General features: G+C 62.9%; 19 protein-coding genes. 10 read left to right on the top strand and 9 right to left on the bottom strand.

The window, feature by feature from the left end:
- Positions 1 to 28: 28 nt before the first annotated feature.
- The 9 genes from LXM94_RS06460 to pxpA all read right to left on the bottom strand — a co-directional run bounded on the left by LXM94_RS06460 (position 29) and on the right by pxpA (position 7,983).
- Positions 29 to 1,114, bottom strand: coding sequence for a branched-chain amino acid ABC transporter permease (locus LXM94_RS06460; RefSeq protein WP_235770341.1), 1,086 nt, complete (start codon positions 1,112 to 1,114; stop codon positions 29 to 31).
- Positions 1,115 to 1,118: 4 nt separating this feature from the next.
- Positions 1,119 to 2,024, bottom strand: a complete 906-nt coding sequence (locus tag LXM94_RS06455; RefSeq protein ID WP_235770340.1) for a branched-chain amino acid ABC transporter permease — start codon at positions 2,022 to 2,024, stop codon at positions 1,119 to 1,121.
- A gap of 1 nt (position 2,025) precedes the next feature.
- Positions 2,026 to 2,760 carry an ABC transporter ATP-binding protein gene (locus LXM94_RS06450; RefSeq protein WP_235770339.1) on the bottom strand — a complete coding sequence of 245 codons (735 nt, stop codon included), beginning with the start codon at positions 2,758 to 2,760 and terminating at the stop codon, positions 2,026 to 2,028.
- Positions 2,757 to 3,509 (bottom strand): ABC transporter ATP-binding protein, encoded by a 753-nt coding sequence (locus tag LXM94_RS06445; protein WP_235770338.1) that lies wholly within the window; start codon positions 3,507 to 3,509, stop codon positions 2,757 to 2,759. Before LXM94_RS06445 ends, LXM94_RS06450 begins: the two co-directional genes overlap by 4 nt.
- 257 nt (positions 3,510 to 3,766) lie before the next feature.
- On the bottom strand, positions 3,767 to 4,738 hold the full coding sequence (locus LXM94_RS06440; protein WP_235770337.1) for a 5-oxoprolinase subunit C family protein: 972 nt from the start codon (positions 4,736 to 4,738) through the stop codon (positions 3,767 to 3,769).
- Positions 4,728 to 5,603 carry a 5-oxoprolinase subunit B family protein gene (locus LXM94_RS06435; protein WP_235770336.1) on the bottom strand — a complete coding sequence of 292 codons (876 nt, stop codon included), beginning with the start codon at positions 5,601 to 5,603 and terminating at the stop codon, positions 4,728 to 4,730. Before LXM94_RS06435 ends, LXM94_RS06440 begins: the two co-directional genes overlap by 11 nt.
- 12 nt (positions 5,604 to 5,615) lie before the next feature.
- A complete protein-coding gene (locus tag LXM94_RS06430; protein WP_235770335.1) occupies positions 5,616 to 6,980 on the bottom strand; it encodes an acetyl-CoA carboxylase biotin carboxylase subunit in 1,365 nt (454 codons plus the stop codon).
- On the bottom strand, positions 6,980 to 7,213 hold the full coding sequence (locus LXM94_RS06425; protein WP_235770334.1) for an acetyl-CoA carboxylase: 234 nt from the start codon (positions 7,211 to 7,213) through the stop codon (positions 6,980 to 6,982). The genes LXM94_RS06430 and LXM94_RS06425 overlap by 1 nt, the downstream gene beginning before the upstream one ends.
- 71 nt (positions 7,214 to 7,284) lie before the next feature.
- Entirely contained in the window at positions 7,285 to 7,983 is a 699-nt protein-coding gene (gene pxpA, locus LXM94_RS06420; protein WP_329605589.1) for a 5-oxoprolinase subunit PxpA, read from the bottom strand.
- Between the two features lie 161 nt (positions 7,984 to 8,144).
- Here pxpA and LXM94_RS06415 point away from each other — a divergent pair, with 161 nt between their 5' ends.
- From LXM94_RS06415 to LXM94_RS06370, 10 genes are all read left to right on the top strand, one after another.
- Positions 8,145 to 9,050, top strand: coding sequence for a LysR substrate-binding domain-containing protein (locus tag LXM94_RS06415; protein ID WP_235770332.1), 906 nt, complete (start codon positions 8,145 to 8,147; stop codon positions 9,048 to 9,050).
- Positions 9,051 to 9,484: 434 nt separating this feature from the next.
- Positions 9,485 to 11,203, top strand: coding sequence for a sensor histidine kinase (locus LXM94_RS06410; RefSeq protein WP_235770331.1), 1,719 nt, complete (start codon positions 9,485 to 9,487; stop codon positions 11,201 to 11,203).
- Positions 11,204 to 11,249: 46 nt separating this feature from the next.
- Positions 11,250 to 11,651 (top strand): response regulator transcription factor, encoded by a 402-nt coding sequence (locus LXM94_RS06405; protein WP_235770330.1) that lies wholly within the window; start codon positions 11,250 to 11,252, stop codon positions 11,649 to 11,651.
- Positions 11,652 to 11,884: 233 nt separating this feature from the next.
- Positions 11,885 to 14,323, top strand: a complete 2,439-nt coding sequence (locus LXM94_RS06400) for a hybrid sensor histidine kinase/response regulator (RefSeq protein WP_235770329.1) — start codon at positions 11,885 to 11,887, stop codon at positions 14,321 to 14,323.
- Entirely contained in the window at positions 14,320 to 14,736 is a 417-nt protein-coding gene (locus LXM94_RS06395; protein ID WP_235770328.1) for a response regulator, read from the top strand. The genes LXM94_RS06400 and LXM94_RS06395 overlap by 4 nt, the downstream gene beginning before the upstream one ends.
- 310 nt (positions 14,737 to 15,046) lie before the next feature.
- Positions 15,047 to 15,661 (top strand): cupin domain-containing protein, encoded by a 615-nt coding sequence (locus LXM94_RS06390; protein ID WP_235770382.1) that lies wholly within the window; start codon positions 15,047 to 15,049, stop codon positions 15,659 to 15,661.
- 138 nt (positions 15,662 to 15,799) lie between these two features.
- A complete protein-coding gene (locus LXM94_RS06385; protein WP_235770327.1) occupies positions 15,800 to 16,738 on the top strand; it encodes an ABC transporter substrate-binding protein in 939 nt (312 codons plus the stop codon).
- 60 nt (positions 16,739 to 16,798) lie between these two features.
- Positions 16,799 to 17,611 (top strand): ATP-binding cassette domain-containing protein, encoded by an 813-nt coding sequence (locus LXM94_RS06380; RefSeq protein ID WP_235770326.1) that lies wholly within the window; start codon positions 16,799 to 16,801, stop codon positions 17,609 to 17,611.
- Positions 17,608 to 18,618, top strand: a complete 1,011-nt coding sequence (locus LXM94_RS06375) for an ABC transporter permease (protein ID WP_408015593.1) — start codon at positions 17,608 to 17,610, stop codon at positions 18,616 to 18,618. The genes LXM94_RS06380 and LXM94_RS06375 overlap by 4 nt, the downstream gene beginning before the upstream one ends.
- A 1-nt stretch (position 18,619) precedes the next feature.
- Positions 18,620 to 19,595, top strand: a 976-nt coding sequence (locus tag LXM94_RS06370) for a phosphotriesterase family protein (protein WP_235770325.1), incomplete at its 3' end; no start/stop codon positions are given.

The raw sequence follows: 19,595 nt of genomic DNA, 5'->3' as shown, positions 1-19,595 counted from the left end.
TTATGCCGGACGGTTTCCTCTCCGCCGGCTATTTGTTGCGATTGCCACGGAACAAAGTGATCTCGCGGTTGCCGATCAAACCTGCCGGCCTGAGCGCGAGGATCACGATCATGATGACGCCGAGGGCGATCTCCTGAAGCCCCTTGGGCAGGGCAAAGGTGACGGTGCCGATCGGGACACCCGCCTCCAGCCAGCGCAGCGCCTGGATGAGTGCGGAAAGAAGAACGACCCCGATCACCGCGCCGGAGAGGCTGTTCATGCCGCCGACGACGAGCATCGACAGCGTGGTGAAGGTGAGGCCGAGATAGAAGGTGTCGGGCGTGACGACGCCGATCGAATGGGCCATCAGCGCGCCGCCCAGCCCCATCACCACGCCGGAGATGGCGAAGGCGACGAGACGCTCCTTTGGAATGTCGACGCCGGAGGCCGCCGCTGCGGTCGGTTCGTCGCGGGCGGCGCGCAGCGCCAGTCCCGAGCGGGATATGGCATGGGCCCAGGCAATGAAGATCGCGATGATCGAGGCAGCGACATAGGGCCAGATGGTGCGCACGATCGGAATGCCGACCACCGACGACGTGGCGCCGGTCACATCCTCCCAGTTGGAGTAGACCGTGTTGATCATCGCCAGTACCGCGAAGGTGGCGATCGAGGCGGCGATTCCGGACAGCCGCATCAGCACGCGCCCGAAGACGAGGGCCGCGAGGCCCGCGAAGAGCGCCGCCAGTGCCGCTGACTGCCAGTAGGGCAGGCGCATCTCCAGCAGCCACTCCGGAAGCCCGGGCAGGGAATTGCGTTTCATCAGCGGGTTGATGGTCAGCCATGCGGTGGCATAGGCGCCGAGGCAGGTGAAGCCGATGTGCCCGAAGCTGAGCACGCCGGAGTTTCCTATGAAGACGTAGAGCCCGACGACCAGGATGACGCGGACGAACACGTCGATGACGGCCTGGTTGAACGGCTTGGACCCGGTCAGCACCGTCAGGCCAGCGATGGCGAGGATCAGCAGCGACAACAGGATCGGTGTCATGATCGTGCGCCGCGCAAGCGCGAAGCGGCGCGGCTTGCGGGTAGAGGAGAGTTCGAGAGGAAGGGCGGGAGCGGTTGCAGTGGTGGCCATGGGATCAGACCCTTTCCCGGGTGCCGCGTGCGGCGATCAGCCCCTGGGGACGGAAGAGGAGAACGAGGATGACGGCGCCGTAGACGAAGGCGTCGCGGAACGGACGCGCATCCACCGGCAGCATGACCTGCATGACGACGGAGGCGGCTCCGAGCAGGAAACCTGCAAGCACTGCGCCGCCGAGGCTGCCGAGGCCGCCGATCACGGTTGCGATGAAGGCCATCAGCATGATCGAGGCACCCATCTGGATATCTGCCGTGCCGGTCTGGCTGCCGAAGATAAGCGCGATCGCCCCGGCCAGGGCTCCCGAAAGGGCAAAGGCGCCCATGATCACTCGGTTTGCCCTGACGCCGAGCATGCGCGCCATCGAGAAGTTTTCAGCCGCCGCCCGCATTTCCAGTCCAAACCGCGTCCGGCGCAGGAAGAGCGACAGCCCGACCAGGATCAGTACGGTTGCGATGATCGTGATCAGCTGGAGCAGGGGGAGCCGCGCTCCGAAGATTTCCACCGGCTGCGACAGCATCGGCAGGAGCGAGATCGATTTCGGTCGGCTGGTGAAGAGCATCAGCAGGAAATAGCGGATGACGAAACCGAGCGCGAAGGAGGCGATCATCATCGTCGCCGGACTGGCGCGACGGAAGCGACGGAAGACGGCGATCTCGCACAGGACCGAAAGGCCTGCACCGACGGCGAGGACAAGGGGCACCAGCAGATACCAGGGAAGCTGACCGGCGAAAACGATCGCCATTGCATCTGTCGACGGCCACAGGAGGGCGAAGATGCAGAATGCGATGACGTCCCCATGGGCGAAGTTCACAAGCCGCATGACGCCGAAGATCAGCGCGATGCCGAGGGCGCCGAGTGCGTAGAGTGAACCGAGGGACAGCGAGTCGAACACGATCTGAAGCATGTCAATGGTCCTCGTAACCGAAGTAGGCGGCCTGCATCGCTTCGCTGTTGCCAAGCGTGCGCGCGTCGCCGTCCAGCACGATCTCGCCCCCGCGCATCAGAATCATGCGTCCGCCGACCATGACGGCTCGGGTGGAACTCTGCTCGACGATGAGAAGGGTCAGCCGGCGCTGGGTCTGGAGATCGATCAGTCGCTCGTAGACCTGGTCGGTGATGTTGGGCGCCAGCCCGAGAGACGGCTCGTCTATGGCGATCAGGCGTGGATTGGTCATCAATGCCCGAGCGATGACGAGCATCTGCTGCTGGCCGCCGGAGAGGAGGCCGGCCTGGCCGTTGCGACGCTCCTTGAGGATCGGAAAGGTGTCATAGACGGCTTCGAGCTCGCTGGCTGCGCGGGTCCGCCAGCCACGCTCCCGGGCGTGCATCCCGGTACCGACGAGCAGGTTTTCCTCGATGGTCAGCGAACCGAAGACATCGCGCCCCTCGGGGACCATAGAGAAGCCGAGACGGGCAATGTCTTCCGGCGCTCGGCCGGTGGTCTCCTGGCCGGTGAAGTCGATGCGTCCGGCCGCCGGTGGCGTGACGCCTGCGATCGCCCGCATCAACGACGACTTGCCGGCGCCGTTCGGGCCGGTGATGAACAGAATTTCTCCTTCCTGCATCGAGAAGGAGGCGCCCCTGACGGCAGTGAGCCGGCCGTAGCGGACAGCGATGTCGGAGACCGCGAGAATGCTCATTGCAGGGCCTCCACGACCGGCAGGCCGGCTTCGGCGGCGGTGCCCATATAGGCGTGCCGCACCCTTTCGCTGCCGCGAATTGCAGCGGGCGTTCCCTCCTCGATCACGGCGCCCGAGTCGAGCACCACAATATGGTCGCAGAGGCCCAGAACGAGGCCGACGTTGTGTTCGATGATCAGTACGCCGCAGCCGAGGTCGCGGGCGATGCGCCGTACCAGCGCGGAAAGATCGGCCGCTTCGTGGCTGCTCATGCCGGCGGCGGGCTCGTCGAGGAGAATGTAGGCGGGCCGCCCCATCAGCGCGCGACCGATCGCGACACGGCGCTCGTCGGTGTACGGTAGGGTGCCGGCGATGCGCGCGCCGAGCGGACTGATACCGATCCATTCCAGCATGGCTTCGGCTTCCGCGACGGCGGCGCGCCGGCTCATGCCGAGCCCGACGCCGGTGACTTCGAGATTGTCGATGACCGCCAGGTCGCGGAACAGGCGGCCGCCCTGGAAGGTCCGGGCGATACCGCGGCGGCGAACCTGATGCGGCTTCAGGCCGCCGAGCGGCGTGCCGTCGAGCTTGACGGCGCCTTCGGTTGCCGCCTGAAAGCCGGTCAGTACGTTGACGAGCGTCGTCTTGCCCGCACCGTTCGGGCCGATCAGCCCGCTGATATGGCCCGGGGTGATGTCGAGCGTGACCGACGACAGCGCCTTTAGCCCTGCGAAGGCGACGGAGACGTTTTCCGCGCTGAGATGACCCATGTCCCCTGTTCCTTGTGTTGCCGATGGAAAGGGCATGGCGAATCCGGCCGTGTTCCGGCCTGTGGATATCGCGATGTTCCCCTGTCGGTTCCGGCGATCTCTTCGGACCGCTCGGATGCCAAATTCACGCCGTTTAACGGTCTCGTCTTGTCGTTGCGCGCGCCGGATCTTGTTCCCTGGCGCGGCGAAGGGCCGGCTTTGGCCGACCGAACCCCTCCCTGCTCCGGTTCCTCTCCCGGAGACCTGCCCCGCCCGCCTCAGGCGGTCAGGTATTCTTCTGCCCTGGCAAGGGCGGCCCGGCGGTCGGCGCGCGCGACGAGGGCATCCTCGAGGCTGACCGGCACGAAGCGGGCGGGCGTATGCGGCTGCATTTGGGCGATGCGGTCCATGTCGGCCGAGATGACCACACCGAGCATCATGTAGCCGCCGCCGGACACCGCGTCGCGGTGGAGAACGATCGGCTCCGTGCCGCTCGGCACCTGCACAGAGCCGTACGGATAACAGGCATCGACGATGTTGGACGGATCGGAGCCGGCGCCGAACGGCTGCTCGCGCGGCATGAATTCCAGCGGCGTGCCACCACGGAAGCGATAGCCGATGCGGTCGGCCTCGGGGGCTACCTTCCAGGTTTCCTCGAAGAAGCGCTTGCCCGCAGTTTCCGTGATGCGGTGCCAGTAGATGCCCGGGAGCATTCTCAGTTCCGAAGGTGCTGCGCCGTTTCCGCGAAGTCCGGGAGGCAGAGACCGCCCGGCCTTGCCTATGCCGGCCCCGATCGGCAGTTCGTCGCCAGTCTTCAGCGTGCGTCCCTCGAAACCGCCGAGGGCGCCCAGAACATAGGTCGAGCGCGATCCCAGCACGACCGGGACGTCGATGCCGCCGGAAATCGCGATATAAGCCCGCGCGCCAGACTTCAGGTAGCCGAAGGAGAGGCGGTCGCCTGCGTTGACCGCGAAGCTTTCCCAGGTCGGCCGCTCCTCGCCGTTGACCTTGGGCGGCAGCTCGCCACCGGTGACGGCGATGACCGCCGGTGCGGTGAACTCGAGCTCAGGACCCATGAAGGTGGCCTCGAGCACGGCGGCTCCGGGGTCGTTGCCGACGAGAAGGTTGGCGATGCGGGTGGCGAACCGGTCCATACCGCCACCCTCGGGAATGCCGACATGATAGCAGCCGGGTCGGCCGAGATCCTGGACCGAAGTGGCAAGGCCGGGAGTAATTACCTTAACGGCCATCGAGAAGCTCCATCAGTTGGGCATTGGTGCCGTAAATGTCGCGGTTGAAATCGGTGAGGCTGAAGGTGCAGTCGCGAACCGTCGGCTGCCAGCGGTTGGCGTCGATCTCCTCGAGCGTCGCGTCGTATTCGTCGCGGCTGATCGCCTTGAACTTGACAATGTCGCCCGGCTTGAAGAGGCACATCTCGTCCGTCAGGTAGCGGACCTTGCGCGCCGGGTCGTAGATGGGAGCAGGAGTGACGCCGTACATCTGGTAGCCCCCGGCGCCACGCACCGAATAGATCGCCGCAAAGCAGCCGCCATGGCCGACCGTGAGCTTCGGCGTGTCCGTGCGGGGACGCAGGTACTTCGGAGCCTCGATCTGCTTCTTGCGCTCCACCATCTGGTAGAGCCACGGCAGACCGGCGACGAAGCCGACCATCGAAACGAACCAGGGCTGGCCGGAATAGGCGGCGATGAATTCCTCAATCGTGTCGTAACCGTTGATCCGCGCCGAATATCCGAGATCCGTCGTGCTCGGGTCCTGGTGGCGCTCGCGGAAGCGCATGCAGGTCTCGTGCGTCCATGGATCCTGGAAAAAGACGGGAAGCTCGATGATGCGGGTTTTCAGCGATGCGTCGGACTTCGACGCCGCTTCCTCCATCGAGGCCAGTTCCTTGAGCAGGTCCCGGGGCGCGATGACGTCGGGGTCGAACCGGATCTGGAAGCTGGCATTGGCCGGGCAGGTTTCGGTGACACCGCGGATGGCGGCTTGCCGCACCGCATTGATCATCGAAAGGCCGGTGAAGAATGAGGCGAGAGACATTTCCTCGGACACTTCGCCGAAGATGTGTTCGTCACCGCCGAAGTTGAAGCGTATCGACATCGGTTCCCCTTCTCAGCCGGCGAGCGCCGCTGCGTTTTCGGTAAGCCAGCCTTCCAGCCAGCGGGTGTGCACGTCTCCCGCCTGCACCGAAGGATCGGCTGCAAGCGCGAGAAAGAGCGGCTTGGTGGTTTTCATCCCGGCGATGTCGAGTTCGCGCAGCGCCCGCGCCAGCCGGACGATTGCCGCCTCCCGCGTCTCGCCATGCACGATGAGCTTCGCCAGAAGGGAATCGTAGAAGGGCGGCACCTGGTAGCCATCGTAGATCATGGAATCGAAGCGGACGCCGGGGCCGCCCGGAATGCGAAGGTCGCCGATCTTGCCGGGGAAAGGTGCGAAGTCCCTGGCCGGGTCCTCGGCGTTGAGCCGCACTTCGATGGCGTGGCCCTTGACCGCGATGTCGCCCTGGGCAAGCCGCAGCGGTTCCCCGCCGGCAATGCGCAGCATTTCCGCCACGAGGTCGATGCCGGTAATCGCTTCCGTCACCGGATGTTCCACCTGGATGCGGGTGTTCATCTCGATGAAGTAGAACCGGTCGGCCGCGTCGTCGTAGAGATATTCCACCGTTCCGGCACCGGAGTAGCCGACGGCCTTTGCAAGCGCCACCGCCGACGCGCAGAGTTCGTCGCGCAACGTATCCGACAGGGCGCGCGAGGGCGCTTCCTCCCAGACCTTCTGGCGCCGGCGCTGCAGCGAGCATTCGCGCTCGTAGCAATGAACGGCATTCGTCCCGTCGGCCAGAACCTGCACCTCGATATGGCGGGCACGGCCGATGACCTTTTCCATGTAGAGGCCGCCGTCGGCAAAGGCGGCAAGCGCTTCGGCCTGTGCCTGCGGGTATGCCTGCTCGAATTCGGCAAGCGAATTGGCGATGCGGATGCCGCGCCCGCCACCGCCGGCAGCTGCCTTGATCATCACCGGAAAGTCGGTCTGCTGCAGCACCTCGCGCGCCGCCTCGATGCTTTCGACCCGTCCGGCGGATCCCGGAACGACGGGAACGCCGGCGGCAGCGGCGGCTGCGCGCGCCGAAACCTTGTCGCCCATCAGGCGGATCGCATTGCCGGAGGGGCCGACGAAGACGAGACCCGCGGCCGTCACGGCGTCCGAAAATTCCGCATTTTCGGCGAGGAAGCCGTAGCCGGGATGAACGCTGTCGCAACCGGTGTCGTGGGCGGCGGCGAGCAAGGCTTCGATGTTCAGATAGGACTTCTTCGCAGCCGGCGGGCCGATGTTGACGGCGTCGTCGGCGAGCTGGACATGCAGTGCATCGGCATCGGCGGTGGAATAGACAGCGACTGTCCTTATGCCGAGGTCCTGTGCCGCGCGGATGACGCGCACCGCAATCTCGCCGCGATTGGCAACCAGCAGCTTCTTGAACATCAGCCGAGTTCCGCCAGCGGTGCTCCGGCCATGACCGGATCCTCGTTGTCGACCAGGAAGGAGATGCCCGCACCGGCAATTTCCGACTTTATCTCGTGGAAGGACTTCATCACTTCGACGAGACCGATCACGTCGCCGATGGCGACATCGTCGCCGTCAGCTTTCAGCGGAGGCTGACCGGGTGCCGCGCTGCGATAGAAGGTCCCGGGAAGGGGGGAAAGAATCTGTGTCATGACGAGATCTCCGAATCCGACGATGCGAGGTGATGCAGGCAATGGAACCGCCGCTCGGGCGGTCGAAGATGTCAATGCCAGGGCGCGATCGCGCTCCGGACGGCCTTGGCAATATCGATGGCGTTCGGAGTGTCGGAATGCACGCAGATCGTTTCGCATCCGACCGGGAACAAACTGCCGTCGATTGCCGTACCCTTCTTGTCCTGAAGGGCGCGGACGCAGCGCTCGGCCATCAAGCCGGGGTCCATCGCCTCATGCTCGCGCGTGACGATGAGCGAGCCGCCCGGCGCGTAGGCGAGGTCCGCATAGAATTCCGGAATGAAGGCGACGCCCCGCTGCTGGTAGATCTTTTCGTGCATCGTGCCGGTCATGCCGAACAACGGCACGCCGAAGATTTCGGCGGCATCACAGATCGCATGCGCGACCTCTTCCTGCCGGGCGGCCATGCCGTACAGGCTGCCGTGCGGCTTGATGTGATGGAGCTGCATGCCTTCCGCCATGAGGAAGCCGAGCAATGCGCCGACCTGATAGATGACCGAATTGGCGACCTCGTCGCGGCTCATCTTCATCTCTCGCCGGCCGAAACCCTGGAGATCGGGGAGCGAGGGATGTGCTCCGACCTTGACGCCATGCTTCTTCGCCCGCCGAACGGTGGTGCGCATGTGATCGGGATCGGAGGCATGGAAACCGCAAGCGACGTTCGCGACGTCGATCAGCGGCATCATCCCGGCGTCGTCACCAAGCCGATAAAGGCCAAAGCTTTCCCCCATGTCACAGTTCAACGTGACCGTCATAGATTTCGTACCCCTAATTAAGCTGCCGTCTTTGCGGCGTTGCACAATTCTTGTCGCAGCTTTTCCATCTTGTGAAATAGTAATTTTTTTAATGTAATATCAGAAAAAGAGATAATTCGGATGAGGGGCGCAGCGCGATGGCCATCACATTGAAACAATTGGATTATTTCATCGCGACGGCCGAAAGCGGGCAGGTAAGCCATGCGGCCGTCGATCTCAATATCTCCCAATCGGCAGTCACCACAGCGATCAAATCGCTTGAGGAGGAGCTTGGTGTGCGGCTTTTGGAGCGGACCCATGCGGGTGTCAGGCTGACCATGGAGGGCGCGCGTTTCCTCGAACATGCGCGTGTCATCACGGGCGCCGTCGCGGCTGCGGTACGCACGCCGCTGCGGGAGCAGGCCGGATCGTCCGGCAAGTTGAGAATCGGGATGACCTACACGGTCGCCGGCTATTTCATGTCGAAGTATTATGCACGCTTCCGCAAGACGTATCCCCAGATGACAGTCGAGATAAAGGAACTGCCTCGCCCGGCACTCGAGCGGCAGTTGGTGCAGGGCGACCTCGACATCGGGCTGATGCTGGTCTCCAATCTCGCCAATTCGGAGGAGCTGGAACAGGAACTCCTCCTGCGGTCGAGCCGCCGGCTCTGGCTCTCGGCGGATCATCATCTTCTTGTGAAAAATGAAATCAGCATGGCCGACGTCGCGCAGGAGGACTACATCGTGCTGACCGTCGACGAAGCAAGCAAGACCGCCTCGCGCTACTGGGATGCCGTCGGACTGGCGCCCCGCGCCGTCCTGACCACAAGTTCCGTCGAGGCTGTACGTTCGTTGGTCGCTGCGGGCGTCGGCGTAACGATCCTGTCCGACATGGTCTATCGTCCCTGGTCTCTCGACGGGCAGCGTATCGAACTTCGCCGGCTGATCGAGCCGGTTCCGAGCATGGATGTCGGCCTGGCCTGGGCGCGGGCCCGCCCCATAGCTTCAGCGGCTCAAACCTTTCGGGCCTTCATGTCCGTCACCATGGGCGGCGGCGGGTGAGGCTGTTTGGCCCGTGGAATGTGTGGAGACGGCGGATACAGGTTGATTGCGGTGGTCGGCCAGGTGTTGAGGAGCGGGTAGGTGGCGGCTGCACTGGCGGCGACGCCTTGACCATGCCGAACGTTCCATCTGGCCCGGGCGCGACACCTGCGCGCCTGGCAGCCACGACACGCAGAGCATGTCCACTGTGGTCCGAGGCTGCAACCGCTTGCGGACGTGACGGATGCCATGTGTGAGGTTCCGACACGGTACTGGAATGACGAATCTCTGCTGATTCAGGCCTGGGATCGCGAGCCGTCGCACGTCTTTCCGATCGGTGGTCAACCCGCGAAGTTTCCTGCGCGCGTGTAACGCTCTCTTAAAGCTCCACTAGGAGTATAGTGCCCCGATGCCGCGGTTTGCAGCGAGGCGAAGGGGAGGCGAAGGGAGGCGGGATGTACGTTTTGAAACGCGATCAGCATCTGGTGCCGAACTGGGCGAGCAACGCCGCGCTGGACATCCTGAGGATCGGTTATTCCGATCGCTTTGTTCCCCAGCTCATGCCTGACATGCTGCGTATCGCCGCGACGGTTCCGGTTCACGGGCTGGCGCCCAGTGCGGCCCTCTACCTGCGAGAGCAATCAAGCGAAACCGCAGCCTTGGCGGGCTGCTACAATCTTGACTGGACGATGCTGGAGACCACCGTACCTTGCGGTGGAAGCACCGTCTACGGCGAACGCGACCCGCGCAGCGGCCTGTTTACCGCCGCCGTTCCCATAACCCGGGATATGGAAGAGACATGCGGCGTGCTGCGGCTCTATCGGACGGACCCGCGTCCCTTTGATGCCGCTGAAGATGAGGCGCTGGGCTATATCGCTCGCCATATCGAGCTTGTGATCCACCGGCGCCTGGCGCAGGATGGAAGCCGGAAGGGGCCGCTTCAGCGTGCGATTGGCCACAAAGCACAGCGCAAGGTGTTCGATATCCTTGCCGCCACGGTCGAGAATTTCCCCGGCGGCCTCTGTGCCATCGAACCGGATCTCACGGTTTCGATGACCAATCGGCGGTTCTACGAGCTGCTCGCCTTGCCCGAAGAGCGTTTCCCGCCGGGAGTCAACTTCGCCGACATCCTGCGTTTTAATGCGTTGAGGGGCGAATATGGCTCCGGCGACGTCGATGAACTTGTGGCGACCCGGGTGCGTCACGCGCGGCTCTTTCTCGAACACAGCTTTGAACGTGAGACGCTCGCCGGGGTGGTCGTTGAGGCGCGCACGGCGCCGGTGCCCGGCGGTGGCTGCATTCTCATCTATGTCGACGTTACCGCGCGCAAGAAGGCCGAGCGTGACCTCATGCAGCACCGCGACACCCTTGAGGAAATCGTCCGTTGCCGCACCGCGGAGCTCGCCAGCCAAGCTGAGGAGCTCGAACGGATGTTGGCTCAGGAGCGTCAGATCAACGAGTTGCAGCGCCAGTTCGTCGCCATGACCTCGCACGAGTTCCGCACGCCGCTCGCCATCATTGATGGCGCGGCTCAGCGCCTCGTGCGGCGCAAGGACGGCGCGACACCGGAATTCGTGGCGGACAAGGCTGACCAGATCCGCAGCTCCGTGTCGCGCATGCTCGAACTGATGGAGAGCATCCTCGCTGCCGGTCGCCTCGACCACGGCCGGCTCACCATTACTCACGGTGACTGTTCGCTCTCCGACATCATTGCAACCTGCTGCAGCCGCCAGGCAAGGATCAAGAAGTCGCACCGCTTCCTGCGCGACCTCGACCGCCTGCCCCCGTCGATGTCAGCCGACCGCACGGCGCTGGAGCAGGTTTTCGACAATCTTCTATCCAATGCCGTAAAATACGCGCCGGATGCACCGAATGTTCACATCACCGGTTGGCAAGAGAGGGATTGGGCCTACGTCTCGGTACGCGACGAAGGCATCGGCATCGATCAGGACGACCTGCCGCGCATGTTCCAGCGGTATTTCCGGGCGCGCACGTCGACCGGCATTGCCGGCACCGGCATCGGACTCAACTTTGTCAAGCAGATTGTGGAGATGCACGGCGGGGCGATCGAGGTGACAAGCAGCCGGGGACAGGGAACGACGTTTACGGTCGCCCTGCCGATCGCTGCGACGCAAGGTAGCAGTGACCAGTTTCACACAATCAAAACCGCCTAGTGTGCGACTGATCGAAACCGTTCGAATGGAATGAGGTGCCGGAAGAATGATAACGATTCTGTGTATCGACGATGAGGCGGACATCCGCGAGCTGATCGTCGAGGAACTCGCGGATGCGGGCTTCGCCACGCTGGAGGCTGCGAACGGTCGTGAGGGCCTTGAGCTCCTGCTGGCGAAATGGCCCGACATCGTGATCTGCGACATCACCATGCCGGAGATGGACGGCCACCAGCTCATCGCCACCATCCAGTTGAACCACCCCGAACTCTCCAATATCCCCTTCATCTTTCTGACTGCGATGACGGACAAGGAGAACATGCTGGCCGGGCTCAGGGCCGGCGCTGCCGATTACCTGACGAAGCCTATTGATCTCGACATTCTCATGGCCAAGATCTCCGGCTGTGTGACGCGACTTGAGAACGATCGTCTGGCTGGCCGCGCGTTCTGAGCGACCGTGTGCTCGGCAGCATTTTCTGGACCAGTCGAAAACCAAGGGAAACGGGAATACCGCCAAAGCGCGTCGGCGATGGCCGTGGTGGAGAACGGCGTTGCTCCCCACCGGACCTGCCGGTTAACGGAACGGCGCCCAAAAGGTTCTTCCGCCGACGCACCACTTGCGGCACAATAGCCGAAGCACGAACACGCTACACGTGCCGAACGCAATTGCGATGAGGACAGGTCATGCTGCCGGACTTTCGGATGCTGTTCGAGTCTGCCCCCGGCCTGTATCTGGTTCTCGACAGGCACCTGGTGATCGTGGCGGCAAGCGACGCCTATCTGAGCGCCACGATGACGGACAGGACCGCAATAATCGGTCGCAATATCTTTGACGTCTTCCCGGACAATCCCGACGATACGGCCGCGACCGGAACGAGAAATCTCGGAGAATCGCTGCAACGGGTTCTTGAAACCGGAGCCGGCGACACGATGGCTGTCCAGAAATATGACGTGAGGAGGGCCGACGGCAGCGGATTCGAGGCGCGGTTCTGGAGCCCCTTCAACAAGCCCGTGTTCGATGAATACGGCAAGGTCGCCTATGTGATCCACAGGGTCGAGGATGTGACCGAGTTCATAGGCCTGAAACACAAGGACAGCGCACAGATCGAGGTGAACGATGAATTGCGCAGTCGTGCGCAAAAAATGGAACTGGAAATTTTCCAGCGTGCACAGGAGGTCGCCGAGGCAAACCGCAAGCTGCGCGATCTCGACAAGCTCAGGACCGACTTTTTCGCCAATGTCAGCCATGAACTGCGCACGCCGCTCACCCTTATCCTCGGTCCCGTCAGAAAGGTTCTTTCGACTGCGTCGTTGTCATTGGCCGCTCGCAGTGATCTCGAGATTGTCGAACGAAATGCGTTGATCCTGCTTGGGCAGGTGAACGACCTGCTCGACGTGGCGAAGCTCGAGGCCGGCAAGTTTGATCTCATTTACGCGCGCTTGGATGCCGCACGGTTTTCAAGAACTCTGGTGTCGAACTTCGAGAGCATGGCGCGCGAGCGCGGCATCTCTTTCCAGGCGATTGCGCCAGCCAGTCTGGACATCGAGGTTGATGTCGAAAAGCTGCAACGGATCCTGCTCAATTTGCTGTCGAACGCCTTCAAGTTCACCCCTCCAGGCGGCCGGGTGCAGCTTTCCCTCGAGCGCGTCGGCGAGCAGGCCGCCTTTCATGTTGACGATACCGGTCCGGGCATCCCCGAGGAGGATCGCGGTGTCGTCTTCGAGCGCTTCCGGCAACTCGACGCCGGCAAGCGGCGAATGAAGGGCGGAACCGGGTTGGGCCTTGCCATTGTCAAGGAATTCACGTCGTTGTTGCGAGGCAGCGTTCGGGTCGAGGCCAGCTTGCAAGGTGGCGCGCGCTTCAGCGTTGCGCTTCCCCTCGTCGCGCCTGCTGGATTTGCAGTCGCTGAAAACAACGATCAGGCGCAACGGTTTTCCGAACCGGATGCGCTTGGCCATGAATTGGCAAGGATTCCGGGCAACGCGGCAGATTTGCCAATACCGGATACCGGCGCCGTCATTCTCGTCGTCGACGACAACGCGGACATGCGCAGCCATGTCGCTGGCCTGCTTGCGGGACGCTATCGTGTGGAAACGGCGGTCGACGGCGGCGCGGGGCTCGACGCCGCCCGCCAGCTTATCCCGGACCTCATCGTCACCGACGTCATGATGCCGGTTATGACAGGCGACGAGATGGCGCGGACATTGCTGGACGACCCGGTCACGAAAGATATCCCCATCCTGATGCTGACCGCGAAGATGGACGATCCGCTGAAGATGGAGCTTCTTCGGGAAGGCGTTCGCGACTATATTGCAAAGCCGTTCTCCGCGGAGGAATTCACGGTCAAGGTAGAGCAGCTGATTGCCGAGCGTCGGAAGGTGGCGGCCGACCGAGCGATCCTCGTCGAAAGGCTCTTGCGGTCGAACCGGGACCTTGAACGGTTTGCCTATGCCACGGCCCACGATCTGCGTTCCCCGTTGCGTTCCATCGATGTCCTGGCGGAGTGGATCGACCAGGACACCGCCGGGATATTGCCCGAGCAAAGCGCAGAACACCTGCGGAAATTGCGTGGCCAGACCCGTCGGATGGAAAGGCTCCTCCAGGATATTCTCGACTACGCCAGGATCGACCCGCGCGGTGGGGCAGCCGGCGACCAACACGTCGACGGCGTCGCACTCGTTCAGGACGTTGTCAATCTGGTCGACCCTCCGGCTGACTTCGTCGTGAACGTCGACGAACGATTCAACGGGATTCCGCTTCCGCGCATGCCGCTTCAGCAGATTTTCCACAATCTGATTCACAATGCCGTCAAACATCGTGGCGGCTGCGGCGGCCGGGTCGATATCGGCGTTTTCGATCTCGGCGAGCGATTCGCCTTCACCGTCGAGGACGACGGACCGGGCATCGATCCAAAATACCATCAAAAAATCTTCGAGATGTTTCAAACGCTGAAACCACAATCAGAAAAAGACGGAAGCGGAATGGGTCTGGCGCTGATCAAGAAGTACATTGACGCGCATGGTGGCCGCATCACCGTGGAATCGGAGCCCGGAAAGGGAGCCCGATTCTGTTTTACGTGGCCCAAGGCGGCACCCGGACACGGAGGATATGAAGCGAAATGACGGACGGGCTCATCGACGTGCTCATTGTCGAAGACAACGAAATCGACACGGAAGCCGTGAGACGCGCCTTCCGGCGGGCAGACTTCGCCAATCCGACGCACAGCGCCTGCGACGGCGAGGAGGCTCTCGACATGCTTCGGGGCAGCCACGGTCGTCCGAAGCTGCCGCAGCCATGCCTCATTCTGCTGGACATCAACATGCCGCGGATGGACGGCATCACGCTGCTCGAGGAATTGCGCGATGATGCCGAGTTCAAGAAAAGCATCGTCTTCATGCTAACCACCTCGGGATATGAGACCGACCGAAAGTCCGCCTACGAGAAGAATGTCGCGGGCTACTTCCTGAAGGAGAATCTTGGCGCCCTGGTCGAGACGTTGAAGCCCTATTGCCGAGGCAATGAATTCCCCTGTTGACCAGATTAAAGGGGTCGATCGGCCGCTCGACGAAGTCCGCCAACGCGTTCGAAATGACAGACAGGTGCGGAACGGTGTGTCTACGAAACTCGAGGCTGGTCGACCCGGCGGTTTGATGGTGCGATGTTTCCGAGCTGTCGCGCGTATCCCGTACCAAGCCGGAGATCGCGTTCGGCGGGCAAAGCCGTGCTGACGGCGGGCGTCTTTGCGCAGGCTCACCCGCACGACGCCCTCGGGGTTGCGTCTGGACAGTCGTCATCTCAAGGACTTATGATCACGATCCCGATCAATGCGACGCTCACACATGAATATGGTCAAGCCGCCTTCGCCGCCTGAGAGCGGCCGCGAGGACAGAATCCAGTCGAATCCGGTGCGGCTCGGCGCGCGCTTGAAGCTTGCCCGCCAGACGCGGGGGTTGACACTGAAGGCGCTGGCGCTGGCCGCCGATTGCTCGGAAAGTCTTTTGTCAAAGATCGAGAACGGCAAGGCCTCGCCCTCGCTTCCCATGCTGCACCGGCTGGTGCGCGCGCTCGATTCCAACATCGGCTGGATGTTCGAGGAGACCGATGGCGAGGAAGGCGTGGTGTTTCGCGCCGGCACCCGCCCTCTCATTACGCTTGATCCGCTGCGCCGCGGCGAGGGCATCTCGCTCGAGCGCATCATTCCCTATTCGACTGGCCATCTGCTCCAGTGCAACATCCACCACATCGATGCGGGCGGCCAGAGCGCCGGGCCGATCCACCATGTGGGGGAGGAGGTCGGCTATCTGCTGGTCGGCGAAATCGAGCTGATGATCGGCGACAAAACCTTTCGGCTTTCCGCCGGCGACAGTTTCGTGTTCAATTCCGAACTTCCTCACTGGTATCGCAATGTCGGGGAGGAGCGCGCCTCGATCTTTTGGGTCAATACGCCGCCAACCTTCTGATATCGTTATCGAAAGGCCAAAACGTCGATTTCCGTTGACGGGAAATTCAAGTAACTTGACATTAATTCAAGTTACTTGAATAATGCTCCTCGTAAATTCCTGTGGCCGCCAGCGGCTTCAAGCAAGGGGAACGTCAAAATGGGTCGGACCAAATATCTTCTCGGCTGCGCTGCGGCGGCCACGCTGACGCTGATCAGCGCGGCCAATGCCTTCGCCGATACATTCGCACTCGTGACCATCAACCAGCAGGCGCTGTTCTTCAACCAGATCAACGACGGCGCCAATGCGGCGGCGAAGGCCGCTGGCGTCGACCTCGTCATCTTCAACGCCAACAACGTGCCGTCCGCGCAGAACGATGCAATCGAGACCTACATCACCCAGAAGGTCGATGGCATCATTCTCGTCGCGATCGACGTCAATGGCGTAAAGCCGGCGATCACCGCGGCCAAGAATGCGGGCATTCCGGTCATCGCCATCGATGCGCAGATTCCGGAAGGCGACAATATCGCCTTCGTCGGCGTCGACAACACCGCGGCGGGCGGTGAGATCGGAAAGTTCTTCTCCGACTACGTGAAGAGCGACATGGGCGGAACCGCCAAGGTCGGCGTTGTCGGCGCGCTCAACTCCTTCATCCAGAACCAGCGCCTCGACGGCTTCAAGGCGGCGGTGACCGAAGGCGGCCAGAAGGTCGAATTCCTCGACACCGTCGACGGCCAGAACGTGCAGGACGTGGCACTTTCGGCTGCCGAAAACCTGATGACCGCCAATCCCGACATGACCGCACTCTATGCCACCGGCGAGCCCGCGCTGCTCGGCGCCGCTTCCGCCGTCGCCAGCCAGGGCCGCGGCGACAGTATCAAGGTCTTCGGCTGGGACCTGACCAAGTCGGCCATCGACGGCATCGATCAGGGCTTCGTCACGGCCGTCATCCAGCAGGATCCGGCCGGTGAAGGCAAGGCTGCCGTCGAGGCACTTGTCAAGGTGAAGAAGGGCGAGACGATCGAGCCGATCATCAACGTGCCGGTGACGATCGTCACCAAGGAGAATGTCGACGCCTATCGCGCTATGTTCAAGTAAGCCGACCGTCGTTGCCCGGCGAAAAGCCGGGCAGCGTGTTTTTTGGGAAGGGCACTGAACATGACCGATACGCAAGTCAGCCGCGTCCGGATGACCGGCATATCCAAGCGCTACGGCGCCCTGCAGTCGCTCGACAACGCCTCGCTCAACCTCATGCCGGGCGAAGTACTCGGGCTGGTGGGCGACAATGGCGCGGGAAAATCCACCATCAGCAAGGTGCTTTCGGGCGCCGTGATCCCGGATTCAGGCACGATCGAAATCGACGGCAGGCCGGTGTCCTTCACCTCTCCGGCGGAGGCACGGGCCGCGCGCATCGAGATGGTCTATCAGGACCTCGCGCTCTGCGACACGATCGACGTTGCCGGCAATCTGTTCCTCGGCCGCGAGCCGAAACGGCATCTGGCCGGTGTGCCGATGCTCGACAAGAAGGTGATGCACGAGCGGGCGCGCGACATGCTCTCCAATCTCGGCATCGTCATTCCCGATACATGGATGAAGGTGGAAAACCTCTCCGGCGGCCAGCGGCAGTCAATCGCGATCGGCCGCGCAGCGTCCTTCGATCCCTCCGTGCTCATCATGGACGAGCCCACGGCGGCGCTCGCGGTCGCGGAGGTGGAGGCGGTGCTCGAACTGATCCGCGCGGTCTCCCGGCGTGGCGTTTCCGTCATTCTCATCACCCATCGTTTGCAGGATCTCTTCCTCGTCTGTGATCGCATCCAGGTGATGTATGAAGGCCGAAACGTTGCCGAACGGCGCATCGAGGACACCAATATCGAGGACGTCGTCAATCTCATCGTCGGGCGAAAATTCGCCGCCCGTTCCGCCGGCCACCGTCAGGCCAGCCAGCAACAGGAACGAGGTGCTTCCGCATGAGTTCCGAGCCCAACGCCTATTCCAGCCACCCGCCGCGCCTGCGCGAGGCGACCGTGCTCGACAAAATCACCGCGAATGGCGGCGTGATGTCGATCGCGCTGTTCTTCATCGTCTGCTGCTTCTTCTTCGCGGTGACGACGGACGCCTTCCTGACGGCGCCGAACCTGCTCAATATCGTCCGCCAGTCCGCGCCGCTCTTGATTGTCGCCGCCGCGATGACCTTCGTCATCACCACGGGCGGCATCGATCTTTCGGTCGGCTCGGTTCTCGCGCTCACCGCCACCCTTTCGGCGGCCGCTCTGCAAGCCGGCACTCCCTGGCCGCTCGCCATCCTGCTGATGCTGGTGCTCGGCGGCGTGGTGGGGCTGATCCAGGGCTATTTCATCGCCTATGAGCGCATCCCCGCCTTTATCGTGACGCTGGCAGGCCTCTCGGTCATCCGTGGTTTCGCGTTGCTCATCACCGGCGGCTATTCGATCCCCATCGAGCCGACGAGTCCGTTCGTGACGATCGGCCGGGCCTGGGTGTTTGGCATTCCCGCCCCCGCGCTCATCGCCATCGTCGTGCTTCTCGCCGCCTATGTCGCCTTCAACGAAACCCATTTCGGCCGCTATGTCACCGGCGTCGGCGCCAATGCGGAAGCGACGCGACGCGCCGGCGTCAACACGCGAAAAGTCATCCTTTGGGTTTACATCCTGTCGGGCACGGCGGCGGCCGCGGCGGGCGTCATCCTGTCGGCCCGCCTCGGCTCCGGCTCCTCGAATGCGGGACAGGGGTTCGAGCTCGACGTCATCGCGGCCGTGGTGCTTGGCGGCACCAGCCTTTTTGGCGGGCGCGGTTCGCTGGTCGGCACGATTCTCGGGGCGCTCACCGTCGCGGTTCTGGCGAACGGCCTCATCCTGTCGCACCTGTCGCCCTTCTTCACGCCCATCGTCACCGGTTTCATCATCCTGGTCGCGATCTGGCTCAATTTCCGCCTGTTCAAGGGCGGGGCGAAGGGGCGCTGACATGCTCGACCATCTCTTTGCCGAGGAGCCGAAGACGCGCCATGCGATCGGCGTCACCTCCGGCGCCGCCATGACCGTCACCGGTCCCGTGCCGGTGGACGATCTCGGCGTGACGCTGATGCACGAGCATATCTTCCTCGACGGTGCGACAAGCTGGATCTGCCCGTGCCATCCCGACGAGAAGGCGATCGCCGAGCAGAAGGTTGACATCGGCATCATCGGCGAGTTGCGCATGAACCCCTACATGAACCGGGACAATGTCTCGCTCGATGACGGAGACCTCGCGCTCAGCGAACTGAAGCGCTTCCAGGCGCTCGGCGGCTGCACCGTGGTGGAGACGACGAATTTCGGCATCGGCCGCGATGCGGCGGGCCTTGCCCGCATCGCCCGCATGTCGGGGCTTCGCATCATCATGGGCACCGGCTTCTACCTCGAACACACCCATCCCGAATGGCTGAAGGCCATGGATGTCGAGGAGGTGACGCAGTTCATCGTCGATGATGTCGGCGGCGGCGAGAACCAGCCGGAGATCATGGCGGGCATCATCGGCGAGATCGGTGTCAGCCGCCATTTCACGGCCGAGGAAGAAAAATCGCTGCGCGCCTCGGCGCGGGCGGCGCGCATCACCGGCCTGCCGCTCTCCATCCACCTGCCGGGTTGGGAGCGCCTGGCGCACCGCGTGCTCGACGTGGTGGAGGAGGAGGGAGCCGATCCGACGCATACCGTGCTCTGCCACATGAATCCGAGCCACAGCGATCTTGATTACCAGATGGCACTCGCCAGACGCGGCGCCTTTCTGGAATATGACATGATCGGCATGGACTATTATTACGCCGACCAGGATGCCCAGTCACCCTCCGACGAGGAAAACGCCCGCGCCATCGCCGCCCTTGTCGACAAGGGTTTCGGCGATCGACTGCTGCTGTCGCAGGATGTCTTTCTCAAGATCATGCTCACCCGCTATGGCGGCTTCGGCT

It is taken from the genome of Rhizobium alarense (genome assembly GCF_021555155.1).
GTDB classification, from domain to species: Bacteria; Pseudomonadota; Alphaproteobacteria; order Rhizobiales; family Rhizobiaceae; genus Rhizobium_D; species Rhizobium_D alarense.
Note: the sequence above shows the minus strand (reverse complement) of the source record. Positions and strands in the feature narration are given on the sequence as shown.

Coding starts and splice junctions, on each gene's coding strand:
- LXM94_RS06460 (WP_235770341.1), bottom strand. CDS start 1,114: ATGGCCACCACTGCAACCGCTCCCGCCCTTCCTCTCGAACTCTCCTCT.
- LXM94_RS06455 (WP_235770340.1), bottom strand. CDS start 2,024: ATGCTTCAGATCGTGTTCGACTCGCTGTCCCTCGGTTCACTCTACGCA.
- LXM94_RS06450 (WP_235770339.1), bottom strand. CDS start 2,760: ATGAGCATTCTCGCGGTCTCCGACATCGCTGTCCGCTACGGCCGGCTC.
- LXM94_RS06445 (WP_235770338.1), bottom strand. CDS start 3,509: ATGGGTCATCTCAGCGCGGAAAACGTCTCCGTCGCCTTCGCAGGGCTA.
- LXM94_RS06440 (WP_235770337.1), bottom strand. CDS start 4,738: ATGGCCGTTAAGGTAATTACTCCCGGCCTTGCCACTTCGGTCCAGGAT.
- LXM94_RS06435 (WP_235770336.1), bottom strand. CDS start 5,603: ATGTCGATACGCTTCAACTTCGGCGGTGACGAACACATCTTCGGCGAA.
- LXM94_RS06430 (WP_235770335.1), bottom strand. CDS start 6,980: ATGTTCAAGAAGCTGCTGGTTGCCAATCGCGGCGAGATTGCGGTGCGC.
- LXM94_RS06425 (WP_235770334.1), bottom strand. CDS start 7,213: ATGACACAGATTCTTTCCCCCCTTCCCGGGACCTTCTATCGCAGCGCG.
- pxpA (WP_329605589.1), bottom strand. CDS start 7,983: ATGGGGGAAAGCTTTGGCCTTTATCGGCTTGGTGACGACGCCGGGATG.
- LXM94_RS06415 (WP_235770332.1), top strand. CDS start 8,145: ATGGCCATCACATTGAAACAATTGGATTATTTCATCGCGACGGCCGAA.
- LXM94_RS06410 (WP_235770331.1), top strand. CDS start 9,485: ATGTACGTTTTGAAACGCGATCAGCATCTGGTGCCGAACTGGGCGAGC.
- LXM94_RS06405 (WP_235770330.1), top strand. CDS start 11,250: ATGATAACGATTCTGTGTATCGACGATGAGGCGGACATCCGCGAGCTG.
- LXM94_RS06400 (WP_235770329.1), top strand. CDS start 11,885: ATGCTGCCGGACTTTCGGATGCTGTTCGAGTCTGCCCCCGGCCTGTAT.
- LXM94_RS06395 (WP_235770328.1), top strand. CDS start 14,320: ATGACGGACGGGCTCATCGACGTGCTCATTGTCGAAGACAACGAAATC.
- LXM94_RS06390 (WP_235770382.1), top strand. CDS start 15,047: ATGGTCAAGCCGCCTTCGCCGCCTGAGAGCGGCCGCGAGGACAGAATC.
- LXM94_RS06385 (WP_235770327.1), top strand. CDS start 15,800: ATGGGTCGGACCAAATATCTTCTCGGCTGCGCTGCGGCGGCCACGCTG.
- LXM94_RS06380 (WP_235770326.1), top strand. CDS start 16,799: ATGACCGATACGCAAGTCAGCCGCGTCCGGATGACCGGCATATCCAAG.
- LXM94_RS06375 (WP_408015593.1), top strand. CDS start 17,608: ATGAGTTCCGAGCCCAACGCCTATTCCAGCCACCCGCCGCGCCTGCGC.